Raw genomic sequence first — 20762 nt, 5'->3', positions numbered from 1 at the left:
CAGATAAACTTAAAAACAACATATCATGCCGAACTTTTTTAAATCTTTCTTCTCCGGCAAGTCTGAAACTCCGGAGAATGAAAAGCAGAAAAACGATCAGAAAAGATTCGATATTTTCAAATATGACGGTTTGCGTGCGCAACGTATGGGACGTCCGGATTATGCCATAAAATGTTTCACTGAAGCTCTTGCTATTGAGGAAGAGTTTGAAACAATGGGGTATCTCAGCCAACTCTACATCCAAATGGAAGATACGGCAAAAGCCCGCGAACTGTTGGAGAAAATGGCTGTAATGGAACCGCATATCACGAATACCTTCCTTACATTAGCCAATGTATGTTTCATCCAGGAAGATTATCAGGCGATGGAAGAAGCCGCCAACAAGGCGATTGCCATCGAAGAAGGAAATGCCGTAGCGCATTATCTCTTGGGAAAAGCCCGCCAAGGACAGGACGACGACTTGATGGCCATTGCTCATCTCACGAAGGCCATCACTTTGAAAGATGATTTCATCGAAGCCCGCCTGCTACGTGCGGAAGCTCTACTGAATCTGAGACAGTACAACGAAATGATGGAAGACATAGATGCTGTACTTGCCCAAAATCCGGAAGAAGAAACAGCCATACTCCTGCGCGGGAAAGTGAAAGAGGCGAACGGGCAGGCTGAAGAAGCGGAAGCGGACTACCGGCTTGTCACGGAAATAAATCCTTTCAACGAACAGGCATACCTATATTTAGGCCAACTTTATATCAACCAAAAGAAACTGACGGAAGCCATCGCTCTGTTTGATGAGGCTATCGAACTAAACCCGAATTTCGCGGAAGCCTACAAGGAACGCGGACGTGCCAAACTGTTGAACGGAGACAAGGACGGTTCTGTGGAAGATATGAAGAAGTCACTGGAATTGAATCCGAAAGATGAAGCCAGCTTAAACGGTGAATTCAAGAACCTGGAACCAAAGCCGGAAGCACTTCCCGGCATCTTTTAAGTGTCCTTTTCATATATTTCAGGCAAGAAAACAAAAAAAGTATCGCTTTTTGTTTGCGTTTAACAGAAAAGTATTACTTTTGTCCCCAGAATTAGAAACCAAAGCAAAAAACAAAGACTCGTATGAGATCATTTACTTATGCATATTACTTCTTTTTTTACTTTTACTTTAGCAACAAAGTAGAGCGGGAGTTTGTATGTATCAAGTGACAGTGATGCTTAAGGACTGAATAGAGAAATCAATCATATGAATCCCGCTCCGATATGGACGCGGGATTTTTTTATATAATACATTAGAACAATGAAAAAGATAGCAATTCAAGGAACACTCGGCTCATATCATGATATCGCCGCACACAAGTACTTCGAGGGAGAAGAAATAGAGTTAATCTGTTGTGCCAACTTCGAGGACGTGTTTAGTTCGATACGAAAAGACAGCCAGGTTATCGGAATGCTAGCCATCGAAAATACGATTGCGGGAAGCTTGCTGCACAACAATGAGTTGTTGAGACAAAGCGGTACGCAGATTATCGGTGAATACAAACTACGTATTTCTCACAGCTTCGTCTGCCTGCCCGACGAAAGTTGGGAAGACCTGACGGAAGTTAACTCCCATCCCATCGCCCTGATGCAATGCCGTGATTTTCTGAATCAGCATCCGCAACTGAAAGTGGTGGAAGGTGAAGATACCGCCCGCAGCGCTGAAATCATCAAAAAGGACAACCTGAAAGGACATGCAGCCATCTGCTCTAAGGCAGCGGCAGAACGCTACGGAATGAAAATCCTTCAGGAAGGTATCGAAACTAACAAACACAATTTCACCCGTTTCCTGGTCGTTGCCGATCCCTGGCAGGTAGACGGACTTCGCCAGCATCACGCCAACGCAACCAATAAGGCAAGTATGGTATTCACTCTACCGCATACCGAAGGCAGTTTGTCACAAGTATTATCTATTCTATCTTTTTACAATATTAATCTGACCAAGATACAATCGTTGCCGATTATCGGACGTGAATGGGAATATCAATTTTACGTAGATGTAGCTTTCAACGATTACCTAAGATATAAGCAATCTATTGCAGCAATCACTCCATTAACTAAAGAACTCAAAACATTAGGCGAATATGCAGAAGGAAAGTCAAATGTATAAGATCGCTCCTGCCGACAGACTGGCAAGTGTAAGCGAATACTACTTCTCCAAGAAACTGAAAGAGGTAGCACAGATGAACGCAGAAGGAAAAGACGTTATCAGCCTGGGTATCGGAAGCCCTGATATGCCGCCTTCGGCAAAGACCATCGAGACATTGTGCAACAATGCCCACGACCCCAACGGACACGGTTATCAGCCGTATGTAGGTATCCCTGAACTTCGCAAAGGTTTCGCCAATTGGTATCAACGCTGGTATGGAGTAGAACTGAATCCGAATACGGAAATACAACCATTGATCGGTTCGAAAGAAGGTATTCTTCATGTCACGCTGGCATTCGTCAATCCGGGTGAGCAAGTGTTGGTTCCGAATCCGGGATACCCTACTTATACCTCTCTAAGTAAGATACTCGGCGCGGAAGTTATCAACTATGACCTGAAAGAAGAGGATGGTTGGATGCCTGACTTCGAGACTTTGGAAAAGATGGACTTAAGCCGTGTGAAGCTGATGTGGACTAACTATCCGAATATGCCGACTGGTGCTAACGCAACTCCCGAACTGTATGAGCGTCTCGTTGACTTCGCCCGTCGTAAGAATATTGTGATTGTGAACGATAATCCGTATAGCTTCATACTGAATGAAAAACCTATCAGTATCCTGAGTGTGCCGGGAGCTAAAGAATGTTGTATTGAGTTCAACTCCATGAGTAAAAGCCACAATATGCCGGGATGGCGTATCGGAATGTTAGCGTCGAACCCTGAATTCGTACAATGGATATTGAAAGTAAAAAGCAATATCGACAGCGGAATGTTCCGCGCTATGCAGTTGGCGGCAGCAACAGCCTTGGAAGCAGAAGCAGACTGGTACGAAGGCAACAATGAGAATTATCGCAACCGCCGCCATCTTGCCGGTGAAATTATGAAAACATTGGGTTGTACTTACGATGAAAAGCAAGTAGGAATGTTCCTTTGGGGAAAGATTCCGGCTTCTTGCAAAGACGTGGAAGAACTGACGGAAAAAGTGCTACACGAAGCAAGAGTGTTTATCACGCCGGGATTTATCTTTGGCAGTAACGGAGCAAGATATATTCGTATCTCCCTCTGCTGCAAGGATGCAAAATTAGCGGAAGCATTGGAAAGAATCAAAAGACTCTGACCGTTCACAAGAAAAGGAGATTGTTGATAATCAAAAACGATATACCGCCAGAGTCGTTACAATAAACAAGAATAAAAGTAAAAACAAATAAGAATATGGAACTCGAATCAATTTTATTACCGGGCATTGAAGCTAAAAGACCGATTGTCATAGCCGGCCCATGTAGTGCAGAGACTGAAGAACAAGTGATGGATACAGCCAGGCAACTGGCAGCTAAGGGTCAGAAGATATACCGTGCCGGAATTTGGAAACCGCGTACCAAACCGGGTGGTTTCGAAGGAATCGGTGTGGAAGGTCTTGCCTGGCTGAAAGAAGTAAAGAAGGAAACTGGTATGTATGTTTCTACCGAAGTAGCAACCGCCAAGCACGTTTATGAATGTCTGAAAGCCGGAATTGATATCCTTTGGGTAGGCGCACGTACCACTGCGAATCCTTTCGCCGTACAGGAAATCGCTGACGCTCTGAAAGGGGTAGATATCCCTGTACTTGTCAAGAACCCTGTGAATCCTGACCTTGAATTATGGATCGGAGCTTTGGAACGTATCAACAATGCAGGTCTGAAACGTTTGGGTGCTATCCATCGTGGTTTCAGCAGCTACGATAAGAAGATTTACCGTAATCTTCCCCAATGGCACATTCCTATCGAACTGCGTCGCCGCATTCCTAATCTCCCGATTTTCTGTGACCCGAGTCACATCGGTGGAAAACGTGAACTGGTGGCTCCGCTCTGCCAACAAGCGATGGACTTGAATTTCGACGGGCTGATTGTAGAAAGTCACTGCAACCCGGATTGTGCATGGAGCGACGCTTCGCAACAGGTTACTCCCGATGTACTCGATTACATTCTCAACCTGCTGGTTATCCGCACCGAAACCCAATCTACGGAAAGCCTGAGCCTATTGCGCAAACAGATTGACGAATGTGATGATAACATCATCCAGGAACTTGCAAAAAGAATGCGTGTTGCCCGTGAAATCGGTACATTCAAGAAAGAACATAGTATCACGGTACTCCAAACCGGACGTTACAATGAGATTCTCGAAAAACGCGGTACACAAGGAGAGCAATGTGGCATGGATGCCGAATTTATGAAGAAAATCTTCGAAGCCATCCACGAGGAATCTGTTCGTCAGCAGATGGAAATTATCAATAAGTAGTCAGGTATTGACTACTTACTATTAAATAAATAAGAATATGAGAATATTAATCCTTGGAGCCGGAAAAATGGGTTCCTTCTTTACTGATATTTTGAGCTTTCAACACGAGACGGCCGTGTATGACGTCAACCCGCACCAGTTGCGCTTTGTCTATAACACGTATCGTTTCACTACATTAGAGGAGATTAAGGAATTCGAACCGGAACTGGTTATTAATGCCGTCACCGTAAAGTACACGCTGGATGCTTTTCGTAAAGTATTGCCCGTACTTCCCAAAGACTGTATCATTAGTGACATTGCCTCTGTAAAAACAGGACTGAAGAAGTTTTATGAAGAAAGCGGTTTCCGTTACGTTTCCAGTCACCCGATGTTTGGCCCAACTTTCGCCAGTCTCAGTAACCTGAGCAGCGAAAATGCCATTATCATCAGTGAGGGGGATCATTTGGGAAAGATATTCTTCAAAGACCTTTACCAAACGTTACGGCTGAATATTTTCGAATACACATTCGACGAACATGACGAGACAGTGGCCTACTCGCTTTCTATCCCGTTCGTCTCGACTTTCGTATTCGCAGCCGTAATGAAGCATCAGGAAGCTCCGGGAACTACGTTCAAGAAGCACATGGCTATCGCCAAGGGGCTATTGAGCGAGGATGATTATCTGCTTCAGGAAATCCTGTTCAATCCACGTACTCCGGGACAAGTGACCAATATCCGCACCGAGTTGAAAAACCTTCTCGAAATCATCGAAAACAAGGATGCGGAAGGGATGAAAAAGTATCTGACGAAGATTCGGGAGAAGATTAAATAATTCCTAACCGGCATATAAGATTTAACGCTCCCCTGCAAAAAAGTTCTTTGCAGGGGATTTTTTTATATGTACCTTTGTATCCGCAAAAACAGATTCACAGGAGAAAGAATGATAGATCAAGTTACCATAGACCGGATATTGGATGCGGCACAGATTATGGATGTCGTTTCAGATTTTGTCACCCTGCGCAAGCGTGGTGTCAATTACGTCGGTTTGTGCCCGTTTCATAGTGACAAGACACCTTCTTTTTACGTTTCTCCCGCCAAAGGGCTTTGCAAATGCTTTGCGTGTGGCAAAGGTGGAAACGCGGTGCACTTCATCATGGAACACGAGCAGATGTCTTATCCGGAAGCTCTGAGATACCTTGCCAAGAAATACAATATCGAGATTAAGGAACGGGAGCTGAGCGATGAAGAGAAGTTTGTGCAGAGCGAACGCGAAAGTCTGTTTATTGTTAATAACTTCGCACGCGACTACTTTCAGAATATACTGAAGAACCATATAGACGGTCGTAGCATCGGTATGGCTTATTTCCGTAACCGTGGTTTCCGGGATGACATTATCGAGAAGTTCCAATTGGGATATTGTACTGATAGTCATGATGCTTTCTCCAAGGAAGCTTTACAGAAAGGATATAAGAAGGAATATCTCGTAAAGACAGGACTTTGCTATGAGACAGACGATCATCGTTTGCGGGATCGTTTTTGGGGACGTGTCATTTTCCCCGTTCATACTCTTTCCGGTAAAGTAGTGGCCTTCGGCGGACGTGTGCTTGCCAGTGCCACCAAAGGCGTAAAAGTCAAATATGTCAACTCTCCAGAATCGGAGATTTACCATAAGAGTAACGAATTATACGGTATCTATTTTGCCAAACAGGCAATTGTGAAGCAAGACCGTTGCTTCCTGGTAGAAGGTTACACGGATGTCATTTCCATGCATCAATCCGGTATAGAAAACGTGGTAGCTTCTTCGGGAACGGCTCTTACACCGGGACAAATCCGTATGATTCACCGGTTCACCAATAATATGACTGTGCTCTATGACGGCGACGCAGCGGGTATAAAGGCTTCTATCCGAGGCATTGATATGCTGCTTGAAGAAGGCATGAATATCAAAGTTTGTCTGCTGCCCGATGGCGACGACCCGGACTCTTTTGCCCGCAAACATAACTCTACGGAATTCCAAGCCTTCATATCGGAGCATGAGACGGACTTTATCCGCTTCAAGACCAACTTGCTGCTGGAAGATGCCGGAAAAGATCCTATCAAACGGGCAGAGTTGATCGGCAACTTGGTACAAAGCATCTCCGTCATACCGGAAGCGATTGTACGGGATGTATATATCAAAGAATGCGCACAGTTACTGCATGTAGAAGACAAACTGCTGGTCTCGGAAGTTGCCAAAAGAAGGGAAACACAAGCAGAAAAACGTGCCGAACAGACTGAACGTGATCGCCGGATTGCCCAGCGAACAGCTACGATGGCTCAACAAGGTCAGCAGGGAGAAGCGAATGGTAATATCCCCATGACGGACGGTGATGTTCCGTTACCACCGGAAGTTGCTGATGCCGGATATACAGAAGCCCCTTTCCCGCCACAAGAAGATAACTATGCTTCTTTTATTCCACAGGAAGGAAAAGAAGGACAGGAGTTCTATAAATTCGAGCGACTGATATTGCAGGCGGTAGTCCGCTATGGAGAAAAAGTCATGTGTAATCTGACGGATGAAGAAGGAAACGAGATTCCGGTGACCGTTATAGAGTACGTCATCAACGACTTGAAAGAAGATGATTTGGCTTTTCATAATCCGTTACACCGCCAAATGTTGTCGGAAGCCGCCGCACATATGCACGATTCAGGTTTCGTAGCGGAACGCTATTTTCTGGCGCATCCCGATCAGGTTATCAGTAAACTGAGTGTGGACTTGATTAATGTACGTTATCAGCTTAGTAAATATCATTCCAAGTCACAGAAGATTGTGACAGATGAGGAACGTCTTTATGAACTGGTTCCAATGCTGATGATTAACTTCAAATATGCCATTGTAACGGAAGAGTTAAAGCATATGCTTTATGCTTTGCAAGACCCTGCACTAGCGCACGATAATGAAAAGTGCGATTCGTTGATGCAACGCTATAATGAACTAAGAACAGTCCAAAGCATTATGGCTAAACGTCTGGGAGACCGCGTCGTCTTGCGCTAATCTCCTAAGGCGGGAAACTGTTTATACCCGCCCGTGTTGAATGAGATTCATAAACTCTTCGCGAGTCTTTGCCTGATTGAAGGCGCCTGTAAAATCTGAGGTAGTAGTAATAGAGTTCTGCTTTTCCACACCACGCATCTGCATACACATATGTTTTGCTTCCACTACAACCATCACTCCCAATGGATTCAGTGTTTCCTGGATACACTCTTTGATTTGCAGCGTCATGCGTTCCTGCACTTGCAGGCGATGAGAGAAAATATCGACTACACGGGCAATCTTGCTCAACCCGGTGATATAGCCGTTAGGGATATAAGCCACGTGCGCCTTTCCGTAGAACGGCAGCATATGATGTTCGCAGAGAGAGAAGAAATCAATGTCCTTTACAATCACCATCTGACTATATTCTTCCTGAAATTTAGCAGAGCGGAGCACTTCGTGAGGATCCATATGGTATCCCTTTGTCAAACTTAACATTGCCTTAGCCACCCGTTCCGGAGTTTTCAACAACCCTTCCCGTTCAGCATCTTCGCCCAACAAAGTTATAATACTATGATAATGACTTTTCAACTCTTCCAGATTCGGAGAGATAATTTCTTCTTTTCCTAACATGATAGATTTATAAAGGGATATTTATCTGATCTCTTACAATAGAGACCTCTTTGAACACACCGGTAGCTTTCAACCGACGCATCATCGCGTCCGCCTCTTCAATACTCCTGAAATCACCCACACGGCAAAGCCAGCGGGGAGGAGTGAATGAAGTATATATCGGCAACTCCGGGAAATATTCTTTAACACGCGAGGCTACATGATAAGCATCATTCTTAGCCTGACGGGTATTATTACCGGCATACGCCTGTATCCGGTATCCGGAAGTCTTTATTACTTTCTGTTCTCCTGTCGCAGGACGTTCCACACCAATCAGAGCTCCAATACGGGGGTCTTGATGAATAGCCACCTTTCCCTGTCCCGGCACTGTACGTTCCAGGCTTTTGACAATGCCCTGTGCTTGTGCGCCGACACTTGCCAAGACCAACAATAAAGTAAGTAAAGCTAGTTTTCTCATTTTATAAATAATATTAGGCACGGATTACGCGGATTACACGGTTTCTGATTTCATACACTAAACCGTGTAATCCGTGAAATCCGTGCCTGAAATAAGTTTTAATTATGCGTTAAATGCATCAATGATACCTTTGAAATCAGATACTTTCAAAGCAGCACCACCAATCAAACCACCGTCAACGTCCGGGTTAGAGAACAGTTCTTTAGCGTTAGAAGGCTTGCAGCTACCACCGTAAAGGATAGAAGTATTATCAGCGATTTCCTTGCCATACTTGTCAGCCACGATTGAACGGATGAAAGCGTGGATTTCCTGTGCTTGTTCAGGAGTAGCAGTTTTACCTGTACCGATAGCCCAAACCGGTTCGTAAGCCAACACAATCTTAGAGAAGTCTTCAGCAGACAGAGAGAATACAGATTCCATCTGAGCAGCTACTACTTCATTCTGCTTGTTAGCTTCGCGTTCTTCCAATACTTCACCGATACAGAAAATCGGAGTCAGACTGTTAGCCAAAGCCAATTTTACTTTTTCTTCAAGGATAGCAACTGTTTCACCGTAGTAAGCACGACGTTCAGAGTGACCCAGAATTACATATTTAGCACCGGTAGAAGCAACCATTTCAGCAGAAACTTCACCTGTGTATGCACCTGACGCTTTGTCTGCACAGTTTTCAGCACCTACACCGATCTTGGCAGCGTCTACCAACGGAGTAACAGAAGCCAAGTGAATAAACGGAGTACAGATGATTACATCACAATTGGGCTTTTCGTTAGCCAATGCTTCGTTCAGTTCTTTTGCCAAAGCGATACCCTCTTGAAGGGTTTTGTTCATTTTCCAGTTTCCTGCGACAATGTTCTTTCTCATTTTGTTTTCTTTATTTAAAGGGTTAATAAATTTACTATTCTCTTATTTACGATTTTCTATTTAATAGTCTATGGCTTCACCCTGTTGGAGTTATCAACTGACATTGGCGCGTTGTCTGTCGGCTTCCGGGCACTGTCCGTCAGTTCTTGAGCTTCGGTTGCTTTCAGGGCATCTTCCTGCTGCTTCCTCTTTACGGATTTCCGTTCTCTACGACGAACGACCAAAACATCCACTCCCAATACCAGCAACAATGGAATAATGAACCACAAGAATACATATCCCACGGTGTGAACATCGCTCTCCATCTTTTGTTGTCCCAACGGTATATTTTCCAGTTTGTCAGTCAGCACATATTCATCCGGTATATCCTCGTCGCTCCATTTATTCAGAATCGTTCCGTTCTTTATCAACATCAATCCCGGATTAGAACGTACCATCGTCTTCAACGTTATATCATCCATCTGACAGAAAGGATATTCCGCTCCGGTCTTATCCTTCCACAATTCTATCTGTTCTTCCGGTGAAGAGGTCAGGCAATAGAACTTATAGCCATGCTCCACCGAGTAGTCATATATTTCGTTAATCAAGTCAATGTTACTGTCATCCGCTTCTTCAATCCGATGGGCGACCAACAGGAAAGTGTATCCCATATCAGTCAATACATCTTGTGTAATATCATTTCCAGTGCTCAAGTCCATCATGGAGAAATCGTGGATGGCCGGTTCATATCCTTTCTCTTTGAGTACAGTGCGTGTGTCTACAAATGTCCATGTACTGTCCGGATAGTTATCCAGCGTAAATTCTTTCTTTTCTCCATTTTTCTCCAGGATAAAGACACTTTCGTATACACTAGGTTTTGCCCCTTCGGGCATTGTCATTCCCTCCAGGATATTCTTTCCTATCTTGTAGGGGCGAAAATCTAAAACCGGCAGACGATCCAAACAATAGAATGACAGGGTAAATACAAAAAACAATGTGTATAAAGAAACCAGCCATTCCATTTTCACACTAATAAAGCGGGTCAGCATCGTCCTATAGTGGAATGCTGCAATTGCTGCAAGTAGCAATATGACATTCTTGCCAAATGTTTCCCAATTTGTCAACACCCACGCATCACCAAAACAACCGCAGTCCGAAACCGGATCGAAGAGGGCAAGATACAAAGTCAGTGGTGTCATGACAATCATCAGCATCAGTGCCAATGAAGAAGCAAGCGTTCTCCGCGTACCAAAGAACAGGGATATACCGACAAAAAACTCAATGGCAGACAGTACTATACCGCCCAGCAAAGGGAAAAATGAAGGGAACCAGGAAGCCATGCCGAATGCAGTCAGATAATCCTGTATCTTATACTGGAAGCCCAGCGGATCAACTGCCTTGACAAATCCGGAAAAGATGAACGAAGCCGCCAAAAGAAAGCGACCGGTATTCGCTATGACTTTCTGAATAATATGTAAGTTCTTATCCTTCAAATTCTATCTTTATCAGTCCGAAAACAGAGTAATTTATCATATCCATATAATTGGCGTCAATCCCCTCGGATACCAACGTATTGCCGGATAGAGTTTCAATCTGCTTGGTGCGGTATATCTTCATCAGAATCAAGTCTGTGTAAGAGCTGACACGCATACTACGCCAAGCTTCATCATAGTCATGATTCTTGGCAAGCATCAGTTCCAATGCTTCCTTGGCATATTTATCGTATAAAGCCATCGCTTCTTCATTGCTGATATCGGCAGATTCGGCATATCCCAGTTCCAACTGGATAAGTCCGACGATGCCATAATTGACAATCGCAATAAATTCGGCACGGATTCCTTCGTCAATCAAGGTCACCCCCTTGGTTTCAATACTACGGATCCGGTTGGCTTTGATAAAAATCTGGTCGGTTACTGAAGCCGGACGCAGAATACGCCACGCAGGCCCGTAATCGTGCAGCTTCTTGGAAAATAAGTCACGGCACAAAGCGATGACATGTTCAAATTGTTGCTTGGTATCTTTCATCTTCTTCCAAATAGTGCGCAAAGGTAACAATAATTAAGTAAAAACAGAAAGAGGGCACTCTAAATTATATTAAAGTGCCCTCTTCAAAAGCTATTGTATTACTGTTTTATAAGCAAGCGAGTTTATGAACAGCGCAAAACCTGTCCGATACGCAAAGTTGTAGTCGGCTTGATGCGGTTCAATTTACAAAGTGTGCTGACTGATACACCACGCAATTTGGCAATGCGGGACAAAGTATCACCACTCTTCACCTTGTGATAACGAATTGCGCCATCAGCTACCTGAGTATCATGTGAGCCTGCGCGTTTCACGCCTTTTGTCTTCCTGAACGTATAAGTATCGGCTACGATATCCTGTTTCGGGAAGTCAAACATATAAACCGGATTGATTGCAATTCCCAAGAAACGGGTTTCAAAATGAAGATGTGAACCAGTAGAACGTCCTGTATTACCACCCAAACCGATTACTTCTCCGGCTTTCACCAATTGGTTTTCTTCAACCAATTGCTTGGACAAGTGACCATATACAGTTTCCAATCCATTATCATGACGGATAACGACATATTTACCATATCCTCTACGCTCGTATTTTACAATACGCACTTTACCATCGAATGCGGCAACAATAGTATCACCGATATTCACTTTCAAGTCCAGACCATTATGCATTCTTCTCCAACGAGGGCCGAAAGGCGAAGTAATTTTCGTACTCGGAGTCGGCATATGGAAACCTGTCAGGTCGATAGTGTAAGTTTCGGGGATAATGGCATTTCCGTAAGCGTGTACATACTGGTTGTTCCAGTTAGGATAAAGACTCAGGGCGGGATATTCGGACTGTTCGGCACGGATTTGCTTTTGCAAGGCCAAAGAGTCTACTGATTTTAGTTTTTTGTCTATCGGTGCCTGGCGGGCAATCAGGTCTTGAGAGAAAGAGCTCAGACTAACCATAGCCGCTACAGCTACCAATCCAGTTTTAATAATGCAATTGAAATTCATTCGTTCTTTGTCAATTCATTTAATATTCGTCGTTAGCATACAGGTAGTCAAACGTCGCCTGTTTGTATTCGAATATTTCTTCCGGTTTAAAAAATCTCATTAATTCAATAGCTGCGGTTTCCGGTGAATCAGAAGCATGAACTATATTCTCTTGAAAGCTCATACTGTAATCTCCGCGAATGGTTCCCGGAGCAGCCAGACGTCCATTAGTCGGTCCCGCCAACGTACGGACTGTTTGAATAGCATCCACACCCTCGAAACAACAAACGATAACAGGAGCTGTCATCATGGAATCTTTCACACGTTGAAAGAATTCTTTGCCACTGAGGTGGGCATAATGTTCGCTTAGTAATTCATCAGTCAGTTGCATCATCTTCATGCCGGCCAACCGTAATCCTTTACGTTCGAAACGATGAGTAATCTCACCAATCAATCCCCGTTGAAGGGTACATGGTTTTAAAATGACCAGCGTTTTTTCAAGCATAATACTCGACTTTTCAATTGGTTAAACGATACATTTACTAAAAAAATTCCCCCAAAGGTAGTATTTTCCTTTGAAACAACAAGAGAGTTATTAACTATTTTTCAGATGGTTAGCGACAAAAGGGATAAGAAATGAGTCTTTAAACCCCTATAAATAGGAGAGATAGGGATTAAATATGTTATGCAACACATTTACGCAAATAAACCGTATGTTTAACCGTTTTTCAACTAATGGCAGCCCAGTTAACATTCGTTTTCCGCAGGGATTTGAGTTGCCGCCACAGAATTTCGTTCTCCGGATTCTGTGCTGCGGGGTCTTGTTCCACAATTCCTTCGGCTATGGAACGGACATATTGCAGCAGTTGTCCGTCACGGGCTATATCGGCAATCTTCAAATCGAAAGCGACACCACTTTGCTGTGTCCCCTCAAGGTCACCGGGGCCACGAAGTTTTAAATCCGCCTCGGCTATTTCAAAGCCGTCATTGGTGCGCACCATAATTTCCAGTCGTTTCCGGGTGTCCTCGGTCAGTTTATAATTGGTCACCAGGATACAATAAGACTGTTCGGCACCACGCCCTACCCGACCGCGCAACTGATGCAACTGCGACAGTCCGAAACGTTCGGCATTTTCTATAATCATCACCGAAGCGTTCGGTACGTTCACTCCCACTTCAATGACTGTGGTGGCTACCATTATCTGTGCCTTTCCCGAAATGAAAAGTTGCATCTGCTCGTCTTTCTCGGCAGATTTCATTTTACCATGCACTTTGCACACCATGCATTTGGGAAACTCCTCAAGGATATGCTGATAACCTTCTTCAAGGTTCTTTAAATCAATCTTTTCGCTTTCCTTTATCAAAGGATAAACGATATAAACCTGCCGTCCTTCGTCTATTTGTTTCTGCACGAAACGATACATACTTTCCCGACGATTATCAAACTGGTGAACAGTGGTAATTGGTTTTCGTCCGGGAGGAAGTTCATCAATTACAGATACGTCCAGATCACCATATAGTGTCATTGCCAATGTACGGGGAATGGGGGTGGCAGTCATTACAAGGACATGTGGAGGTTGATTATTCTTACTCCAGAGACGGGCGCGTTGTGCCACACCGAAACGGTGCTGTTCGTCAATAACCACAAAACCCAGCGAGGAGAAGTTGACAGTATCCTCAATGACGGCGTGCGTCCCAATCAGGATATTCACGTCTCCGTTCAATAATCCGGTAAGGATAGCTTCCCGTTTTTTTCCTTTGATAGAGCCGGTCAGTAGTTCGACACGGATGTCCATCCCGAAAAGCAGTTCTTTTATGGTTTCATAGTGCTGGTTTGCCAGGATTTCGGTAGGCGCCATCATGCATGCCTGATAGCCGTTATCCAAAGCGAACAACATACTCATCAAGGCAACCAGTGTTTTTCCGCTTCCCACATCTCCCTGCAAAAGACGGTTCATCTGCCGGCCGCTGCCTACATCGTTACGTATCTCTTTCAATACTCGTTTCTGCGCACCTGTAAGTTGGAAAGGAAGGTTCTTTGTATAAAATGTATTGAATACATCGCCCACCTTTTCGAAGATATAGCCACGGTATCTCCTTTGTCTGTCTTTGGCATATCGAAGGATATTGAGTTGCACATAAAACAGTTCCTCGAATTTAAGGCGGTACTGCGCCCTGCGAAGCAAATCGGGATTGGTCGGGAAATGGATATTTCGAAGGGCTTCCGTCAACGGCATCAGATGATGTTCTGCCAATAACTTGGGAGAGAGTGTTTCGGGCAGAGGTTCTTGTAGCTGCTGAATCACAGTTGCCATCATCTTCTCTATTGCATGAGAATTGAGGAAACTGCGTTTCATTTTCTCCGTCGTATTATAATAAGGTTGCAGGCCTACGGAAGAAAGTTTCAGTTCATCCGCCTTGTCTATATCGGGATGGGCTACATTGATACGTCCGTTGAAAACAGTCGGTTTGCCGAAGATGATATATTCTTCATGAAGTTTATATTTACCTAAGATATACTTTATTCCCTGAAACCATACTAAGTCCACGACTCCCGTTCCGTCCGAGAAATGGGCAGTCAGGCGCCGTTGACGCCCTTCGCCGATGGTTTCGAAACCCAGTATTTCTCCTTTCAACTGGATATACGGCATATTGCCATCTATTTCATGAATGTAATAGATGCGGCTCCGGTCAACGTATTTGTAAGGGAAGTAATAAATTAAATCATGCAAAGAGTAGATTTCCAACTCCTTATTTAATACGGCAGCCTTCTGTGGCCCTACACCGGAGATAAATTTTATGTCGCGTGTGGCTAAATCGAACATTTACAACAGAGCACTCCCTACTTTCAGGTCGAAAGGAGTTGTTATCTTTATATTTTCACGGTTACCTTCTGCAAGATATACAGGTACACCCATTGCTTCTACCACCGAAGCGTCATCGGTAAAGAACGGAGTAAACTCCTGCGCATAAGCCTGTTTCAGTAATTCCACATCAAAGACTTGCGGAGTTTGCACCAATTTATAGTCATTGCGGCTGACCGTTTCACTTCCGCCGTCCGTCAAATGGCGCAATGTCTCTACCACGTCAATCACCGGAATCACCGCTTTCCGCTCTTTTGCCAAATCATAGCAACGACTTATCACGTCTATCGAGACAAATGGACGGACACCGTCATGCACTCCCACCAATCCGGGAGCCTGCACCAATGCCAGTCCATTCTTTACGGAATGGAAACGTGTTTCACCGCCGTCGGCAATCAGGTGTTCCACGGCAAAACCCTGTTCCTTGCAGAGTTGCCTCCAAAAGTCCTGTTGCTCTTTTGGAAGCACTAATATAATCTGAAGTGCAGCGTCATACTTCCGGAATACTTCCAGCGTATGCATCAACACAGGTTTACCACCGACAGGAAGGAATTGTTTCGGAAGTTCACTTCCCATCCGCAAGCCCTTTCCACCGGCGACAATAATAACAGATTTCTTCATGGACAGCTTAGCGTTTAACGCACATCGCTTCTACCAGCTCGTCTACTTTTTCTTTACCTGCCAACAGGTCAACAATAGTCAAAGCAAATTCCATGGCAGCGCCCGGCCCCATACCTGTGATGATATTTCCGTCACGCACTACGTGTTCATTGACACATTCAGCGCCATCCAGATATTGCTCGAAGCTAGGATAGCAGGTAGCTTTCCTGCCTTTCAGCAGTCCCAGTTTACCCAATACCATCGGAGCTGCGCAAATGGCAGCAATAGGCTTGCCCTTTTCCGCGAAGTTAAGGATTAGCTTGCGCAACCCTTCGTGCTTATCAAGCGTAGCGGCTCCCGGCATTCCACCCGGCAAGAACAAAAGTTCAGCATCAAAGAAATCGCAATTCTCGAAGTTGACATCGCAAAGGACAGACACGTCATGTGCTCCGACTACAATTTCATCCGGTGTAACGGATACGATTTCCACATTCATTCCGGCACGTCTCAACGTGTCAATAGTAGTAAAAGCTTCGATTTCTTCAAAACCATCTGCAAAAAATGCGTATACAGTTCCCATAATGCTTTTTATTTTTGGTTAATGATACTTCTTCTATCTCAAATTAAAATAATAAGTGATCGTTCCCGTTTGGTTCGTCACTCCATCCACTGTATTAAAGCGGGCTTTCTTGGCCGCATCTTCGGCGGCTTTGCGCAACGCTGAACTTACAGTATTTGTCTGGGGATTAATGCCGGTCAAAATCACTTGTCCCGCAGGGTTTACAGTAATATTCACCACGACACGTCCCTCTTCCTGCACATTATATGCAGGTTTTGGCAAACTGCCCGTACCTAAAGAACGCCCGCCGAGGTCAAATGTTCCATAACCACCCGTTCCTGTTTTAGCTCCGGTAGAAGAATTTCCTTCCTTACTACCTTCAGTTCCGGTACCACCGGCCGATGTCCCTTTGTTTCCTTCCATTTGCGCTCCCTTTCCAAAAGCACCGGAAACTTTCTTTCTTGCAGCTTCTTCGGCGGCCTTGCGCTCACGCTCCTCTTTTTCTTCAGCGAGTCGTTTGGCTTCGGCGGCTTTCTCTGCTTCTGTTTTTTCGGGCTTCTTCACGGGTTCTTTCGGTTTGGCCACTTCTTTAGGTTTCACTGTTTCTTTTTTAGGTTCTTCCGTTTTCGGTTTTAAAGTGACCGTTTCTTCTTCGGTCTGTGTCAACAAGTCTTGTTCGGAAGGAAGTTCGGGTGCTGTCTCCGCAGGGGCTGCCGCATCTTCATCCAGCACATCCACATCTACCAGTGAAGGGTCGTCAAAGCCGCGTGCCGATTCCACATTCCCCATCATCACAGGCACTCCGCCTGCATCTTCATCCGGTTGGGGGACAGTAAAGCTCACCAGAATCAAAAGAGCAATCACTGCCACATGCACCAACAATGCACCCAGCGCTCCTATGTATTCACCCTTTTTTCTTCTGTCCATTGTTCCTATTTATTTTCAGGCGGGCGTGTAGCCAGCACCATCTTAAAATGATTCTCGTTTGCGATGTTCAACACACGTACTATCTCACGGTAAGGTACCGATTCATCCGCATACAAAGCCACATACATTTCAGGTTCCTTCTCTGCACAACTCTGCAGGAAGGGAGTCAGTTCGCTCAAGGCATACGGTTGTTCCTTCTCGTTGCCGAAAGCGGCATAGAAGTTCAGGTCTTTATCAATAACGACTCTTGTCAGCGGTTTGGCGGAAGTCTGCTGCTTGCCTTGCGGCAACAGCACTTTTATGGCGTTGGGCGACACCACCGTAGAGGTTATCATAAAGAATATCAGCAACAGGAATATGACGTCCGTCATGGAAGCCATACTGAAATTGGGCGATACTCTATTTCTTCTTTTTAATCCCACTTTATTAACGATTAGTGGTTAGTGATTCATGATTAACGTTCTCAGTTACTTTCCTGCTTTTACGCGGGCTTCGTTCTGCCTTTATGTGGGCTCGTTCAACAAGTCCATGAACTCCATCGTGCGAGATTCCATCTTGTTCACCACGCGGTCTACCAACATCACCAGATAGTTGTAGGCAAACATGGCAATGATACCGACAATCAGACCGCCGACTGTAGTAATCATGGCTTCGTAGATACCGCCGGAAAGCAGTGTAATGTCTATATTTCCGCTACCCGCATTCGCCATTTCGTAGAATGCACGTACCATACCGGTCACCGTACCGAGGAATCCGAGCATCGGGGCACCACCGGAGATGGTTGCCATCACAGTCAGTCCTTTTTCCAGTTTCGCCACTTCGATGTTACCGACATTCTCGATGGCAGCCTGCACGTCGTTGATGGGACGTCCCAGGCGGCTGATACCTTTTTCTATCATACGTGCCGAAGGCGTGTTCATCGTGCGGCAGTAGTTGATGGCCGCCTTGATTTCACCGCTATGAATATAGTCCTTGATGCGTTCCATAAACATGGGGTCTTCTTTTCCCGCCTTGCGAATCATATAGTTACGCTCGAAAAGGATATAGAAGCAGACTACGGACAGCGCACCCAGCACAATCATAATCCAACCACCCTTGATAGCCATATCAAGCATATTCATTTCAGGAGCGTTCACCTCTGTCAGGACAGGATTGGCAGTAGCCAGCGAATCTGCCATATTCATAGCCCCTTGGGCCAACAAGATCATTGCATTCATCAGCGTAGACAGTTTTTATATTCCTGAATGGTACGCTCCAGTCCCAAGTACAGCGCATCACTAATCAATGCATGACCAATAGAGACTTCGTCCACCCAAGGAATGTTTTTATAGAAATAGTTTAAATTCACAAGACTCAAATCATGTCCGGCATTCAGACCGATACCCAGTTTACGGGCAGTTTTGGCAGCTTCGATAAAAGGGGCGATGGCTGCTTCCGGATTCTTCGGATAGTCCGTCGCATACGGTTCGGTGTACAGTTCCACACGGTCAGCCCCTGCTTTCGCCGCATACTCCACCATTTCAGGGTCGGCAGCCACAAAGACAGATGTACGGATACCGGCGCTGTTGAACTGGTCGAGAACTTCGGTCAGAAATTCCAGATTCGCTTTTGTATCCCAACCGGAATTGGAAGTTATCTGTGAAGGATCGTCAGGCACTAAAGTTACCTGATGCGGTTTTACCTTCAACACCAAGTCTATAAAATCAGGCGACGGATAACCTTCGATATTAAATTCTGTCCGCAGCAAAGGGCGCAAATCATATACATCCGAACGACGGATGTGGCGTTCGTCGGGACGAGGATGAACGGTGATACCGTCTGCTCCAAAAGATTCACAATCAAGCGCTACCTTTACTACATTGGGCACATTTCCACCGCGTGCATTTCTCAGCGTAGCTATCTTGTTTATGTTTACACTTAATTTAGTCATGGTTCTACGTAATATTTGCCGCAAAAATACAAATATTATTATTAGTTGCCTAATAATACGAAACGCATTCTCGTTTCTTTTTTGGTTATTTAAAGTAGAAATCCAAGAAAAAATGCCAAATTTGCAACCGAAACTAATGACATCGCTTATGAAATTTGCCATCTTCGGAAATACTTATCAGGCCAAGAAGTCCTCTCATGCCGCCAATCTGTTCCGGTTATTGAAAAAACGGGGAGCGGAAGTCTGTGTATGCAGGGAGTTCTATCAATTCCTGATTTCAGAGCATATGGAAATCGAAGCCGACCAGTTATTTGACGGTGATGATTTCACAGCCGATATGGTAATCAGTATCGGCGGGGGAGGCGCTTTTCCTGAAATTGCCCCCCCGGTAGGCCGAAAAGGGAATCTCCTCCTTCGCGCCAACACAGCGCGGCCGGGGGTTTATGGTAATCAGTATCGGCGGGGACGGCACTTTCCTGAAAGCTGCCCGCCGGGTAGGCAGAAAGGGAATTCCTATCCTTGGCATCAACACAGGGCGCCTGGGATTTCTAGCTGACATTTCTCCCGAAGAGATGGAAGAGACATTCAACGAGATTCAAGCCGGAAGATACAGCGTGGAAGAACGGAGTGTACTTCAACTTATCTGCAACGACACCCATCTGCAAGCATCTCCGTATGCTTTAAATGAAATTGCCGTGCTCAAACGGGACAGTTCTTCAATGATTAGTATCCGTACTGCTATCAACGGTGCATTCTTGAATACTTATCAGGCCGACGGATTAGTGATTGCTACTCCAACCGGTTCAACTGCCTACTCCCTAAGTGTGGGCGGCCCGATTATGGTTCCCCATGCCAACACTGTCGTCATTACTCCCGTAGCTCCGCATAGCCTCAACGTCCGCCCTATCGTCATCCGTGATGATTGGGAAATCACATTAGACGTGGAAAGCCGCAGTCATAACTTTCTGGTTGCCATCGACGGCAGCAGTGAAACTTGCAAAGAAACGACTCAACTCACTATTCGCCGTGCCGACTACAGCGTGAAAGTAGTGAAACGCTTCAATCATATCTTTTTCGATACGCTTCGCAGCAAAATGATGTGGGGGGCGGACGGCAGGCGATAGCCCTTTCTTATAAAAATCATAGACACCCAATAACGGATATTCCACATATGCTGTACCAAAGCCTGAGTTTGAAAGGTTTAGGAATGTGTTTTTAGGGCAACTAGCCCAGAAGATTCGTTTCCGTACTGTTTAACTCATTTCAGTACGTTGTGCTTTAATGTGGGTTCCCTGGCTATGTTGTTTAGGGAAACAATAAGTTATGAAGTAAGGAAGTGTTAGTTATCTTGCCTTTATCCTTGCGTTAGGCTGCCGGTATTCTTCCATTAGATTACCGGTATTATTATCTCACCACGGCCGTGGTAACTATTCGTCACGGGTAAGCATTCGGCCTTGTGCGTGTTTCTTTCCCTTGTTTTCCTTCCTACCTTTGTGACTTCATAATCATCTTAA

21 protein-coding genes and 1 pseudogene are annotated in these 20762 nt (G+C 45.0%); 8 read left to right on the top strand and 14 right to left on the bottom strand.

Annotated elements, in window-relative coordinates:
• Positions 1-25 precede the first annotated feature (25 nt).
• From BQ7997_RS18190 to dnaG, 6 genes are all read left to right on the top strand, one after another.
• Positions 26-988 (top strand): tetratricopeptide repeat protein, encoded by a 963-nt coding sequence (locus BQ7997_RS18190; RefSeq protein ID WP_073347563.1) that lies wholly within the window; start codon positions 26-28, stop codon positions 986-988.
• Positions 989-1288: 300 nt separating this feature from the next.
• A complete protein-coding gene (locus tag BQ7997_RS18185) occupies positions 1289-2137 on the top strand; it encodes a prephenate dehydratase (RefSeq protein WP_073347562.1) in 849 nt (282 codons plus the stop codon).
• Positions 2112-3290 (top strand): pyridoxal phosphate-dependent aminotransferase, encoded by a 1179-nt coding sequence (locus BQ7997_RS18180; protein WP_073347561.1) that lies wholly within the window; start codon positions 2112-2114, stop codon positions 3288-3290. Before BQ7997_RS18185 ends, BQ7997_RS18180 begins: the two co-directional genes overlap by 26 nt.
• Positions 3291-3385: 95 nt before the next feature.
• Entirely contained in the window at positions 3386-4447 is a 1062-nt protein-coding gene (locus BQ7997_RS18175) for a bifunctional 3-deoxy-7-phosphoheptulonate synthase/chorismate mutase type II (protein WP_044655600.1), read from the top strand.
• A 37-nt stretch (positions 4448-4484) separates the two neighbouring features.
• The gene (locus BQ7997_RS18170) at positions 4485-5258 is read left to right on the top strand and encodes a prephenate dehydrogenase (RefSeq protein ID WP_073347560.1); all 774 of its coding nucleotides are present in this window, start codon (positions 4485-4487) and stop codon (positions 5256-5258) included.
• Between the two features lie 108 nt (positions 5259-5366).
• Positions 5367-7460 (top strand): DNA primase, encoded by a 2094-nt coding sequence (dnaG, locus tag BQ7997_RS18165; RefSeq protein WP_022137712.1) that lies wholly within the window; start codon positions 5367-5369, stop codon positions 7458-7460.
• 21 nt (positions 7461-7481) lie between these two features.
• On the opposite strand, the gene folE is transcribed toward dnaG, so the two are convergent.
• The 14 genes from folE to BQ7997_RS18095 form a co-directional block, all read right to left on the bottom strand.
• Entirely contained in the window at positions 7482-8072 is a 591-nt protein-coding gene (gene folE / locus BQ7997_RS18160) for a GTP cyclohydrolase I FolE (protein WP_022137713.1), read from the bottom strand.
• A 7-nt stretch (positions 8073-8079) separates the two neighbouring features.
• Positions 8080-8529 carry an SPOR domain-containing protein gene (locus BQ7997_RS18155; protein ID WP_073348440.1) on the bottom strand — a complete coding sequence of 150 codons (450 nt, stop codon included), beginning with the start codon at positions 8527-8529 and terminating at the stop codon, positions 8080-8082.
• Positions 8530-8631: 102 nt separating this feature from the next.
• Positions 8632-9390, bottom strand: a complete 759-nt coding sequence (tpiA, locus tag BQ7997_RS18150) for a triose-phosphate isomerase (RefSeq protein WP_073347559.1) — start codon at positions 9388-9390, stop codon at positions 8632-8634.
• 68 nt (positions 9391-9458) lie between these two features.
• Positions 9459-10862: a BT_3928 family protein gene (locus BQ7997_RS18145; protein ID WP_073347558.1), complete on the bottom strand. Its 1404-nt coding sequence runs from the start codon at positions 10860-10862 to the stop codon at positions 9459-9461.
• On the bottom strand, positions 10852-11394 hold the full coding sequence (locus tag BQ7997_RS18140) for a DUF1599 domain-containing protein (RefSeq protein ID WP_022137717.1): 543 nt from the start codon (positions 11392-11394) through the stop codon (positions 10852-10854). The genes BQ7997_RS18145 and BQ7997_RS18140 overlap by 11 nt, the downstream gene beginning before the upstream one ends.
• Positions 11395-11516: 122 nt before the next feature.
• Positions 11517-12389, bottom strand: a complete 873-nt coding sequence (locus tag BQ7997_RS18135) for a peptidoglycan DD-metalloendopeptidase family protein (protein WP_022137718.1) — start codon at positions 12387-12389, stop codon at positions 11517-11519.
• A 19-nt stretch (positions 12390-12408) separates the two neighbouring features.
• Positions 12409-12873 carry a nucleoside-diphosphate kinase gene (gene ndk, locus BQ7997_RS18130; RefSeq protein ID WP_044653644.1) on the bottom strand — a complete coding sequence of 155 codons (465 nt, stop codon included), beginning with the start codon at positions 12871-12873 and terminating at the stop codon, positions 12409-12411.
• A gap of 223 nt (positions 12874-13096) precedes the next feature.
• Positions 13097-15193, bottom strand: a complete 2097-nt coding sequence (gene recG, locus BQ7997_RS18125; RefSeq protein ID WP_073347557.1) for an ATP-dependent DNA helicase RecG — start codon at positions 15191-15193, stop codon at positions 13097-13099.
• Positions 15194-15853, bottom strand: a complete 660-nt coding sequence (locus tag BQ7997_RS18120) for a 2-C-methyl-D-erythritol 4-phosphate cytidylyltransferase (protein WP_073347556.1) — start codon at positions 15851-15853, stop codon at positions 15194-15196.
• Between the two features lie 7 nt (positions 15854-15860).
• Entirely contained in the window at positions 15861-16412 is a 552-nt protein-coding gene (locus BQ7997_RS18115; RefSeq protein WP_022137722.1) for a DJ-1 family glyoxalase III, read from the bottom strand.
• A gap of 33 nt (positions 16413-16445) precedes the next feature.
• Positions 16446-17318, bottom strand: a complete 873-nt coding sequence (locus tag BQ7997_RS18110) for a TonB family protein (RefSeq protein WP_073347555.1) — start codon at positions 17316-17318, stop codon at positions 16446-16448.
• Positions 17319-17323: 5 nt separating this feature from the next.
• Entirely contained in the window at positions 17324-17740 is a 417-nt protein-coding gene (locus BQ7997_RS18105; RefSeq protein ID WP_073347554.1) for an ExbD/TolR family protein, read from the bottom strand.
• Positions 17741-17821: 81 nt separating this feature from the next.
• Positions 17822-18535: a MotA/TolQ/ExbB proton channel family protein gene (locus BQ7997_RS18100; protein ID WP_073347553.1), complete on the bottom strand. Its 714-nt coding sequence runs from the start codon at positions 18533-18535 to the stop codon at positions 17822-17824.
• Positions 18535-19248: a pyridoxine 5'-phosphate synthase gene (locus tag BQ7997_RS18095; RefSeq protein WP_022137726.1), complete on the bottom strand. Its 714-nt coding sequence runs from the start codon at positions 19246-19248 to the stop codon at positions 18535-18537. The genes BQ7997_RS18100 and BQ7997_RS18095 overlap by 1 nt, the downstream gene beginning before the upstream one ends.
• On the opposite strand from BQ7997_RS18095, the pseudogene BQ7997_RS26170 reads away from it, so the two are divergent.
• Both BQ7997_RS26170 and BQ7997_RS18090 read left to right on the top strand, forming a co-directional pair.
• Positions 19226-19585, top strand: a pseudogene (locus tag BQ7997_RS26170) (NAD kinase); the annotation flags it as partial. The gene BQ7997_RS18095 and the pseudogene BQ7997_RS26170 overlap by 23 nt on opposite strands.
• A 106-nt stretch (positions 19586-19691) precedes the next feature.
• Positions 19692-20372: an NAD kinase gene (locus BQ7997_RS18090; RefSeq protein ID WP_235817323.1), complete on the top strand. Its 681-nt coding sequence runs from the start codon at positions 19692-19694 to the stop codon at positions 20370-20372.
• The last annotated feature ends 390 nt before the right edge of the window (positions 20373-20762 follow it).

It is taken from the genome of Bacteroides congonensis, from assembly GCF_900130125.1.
Classification (GTDB): domain Bacteria; phylum Bacteroidota; class Bacteroidia; order Bacteroidales; family Bacteroidaceae; genus Bacteroides; species Bacteroides congonensis.
This window is presented reverse-complemented; position numbering and strand designations above follow the sequence as displayed.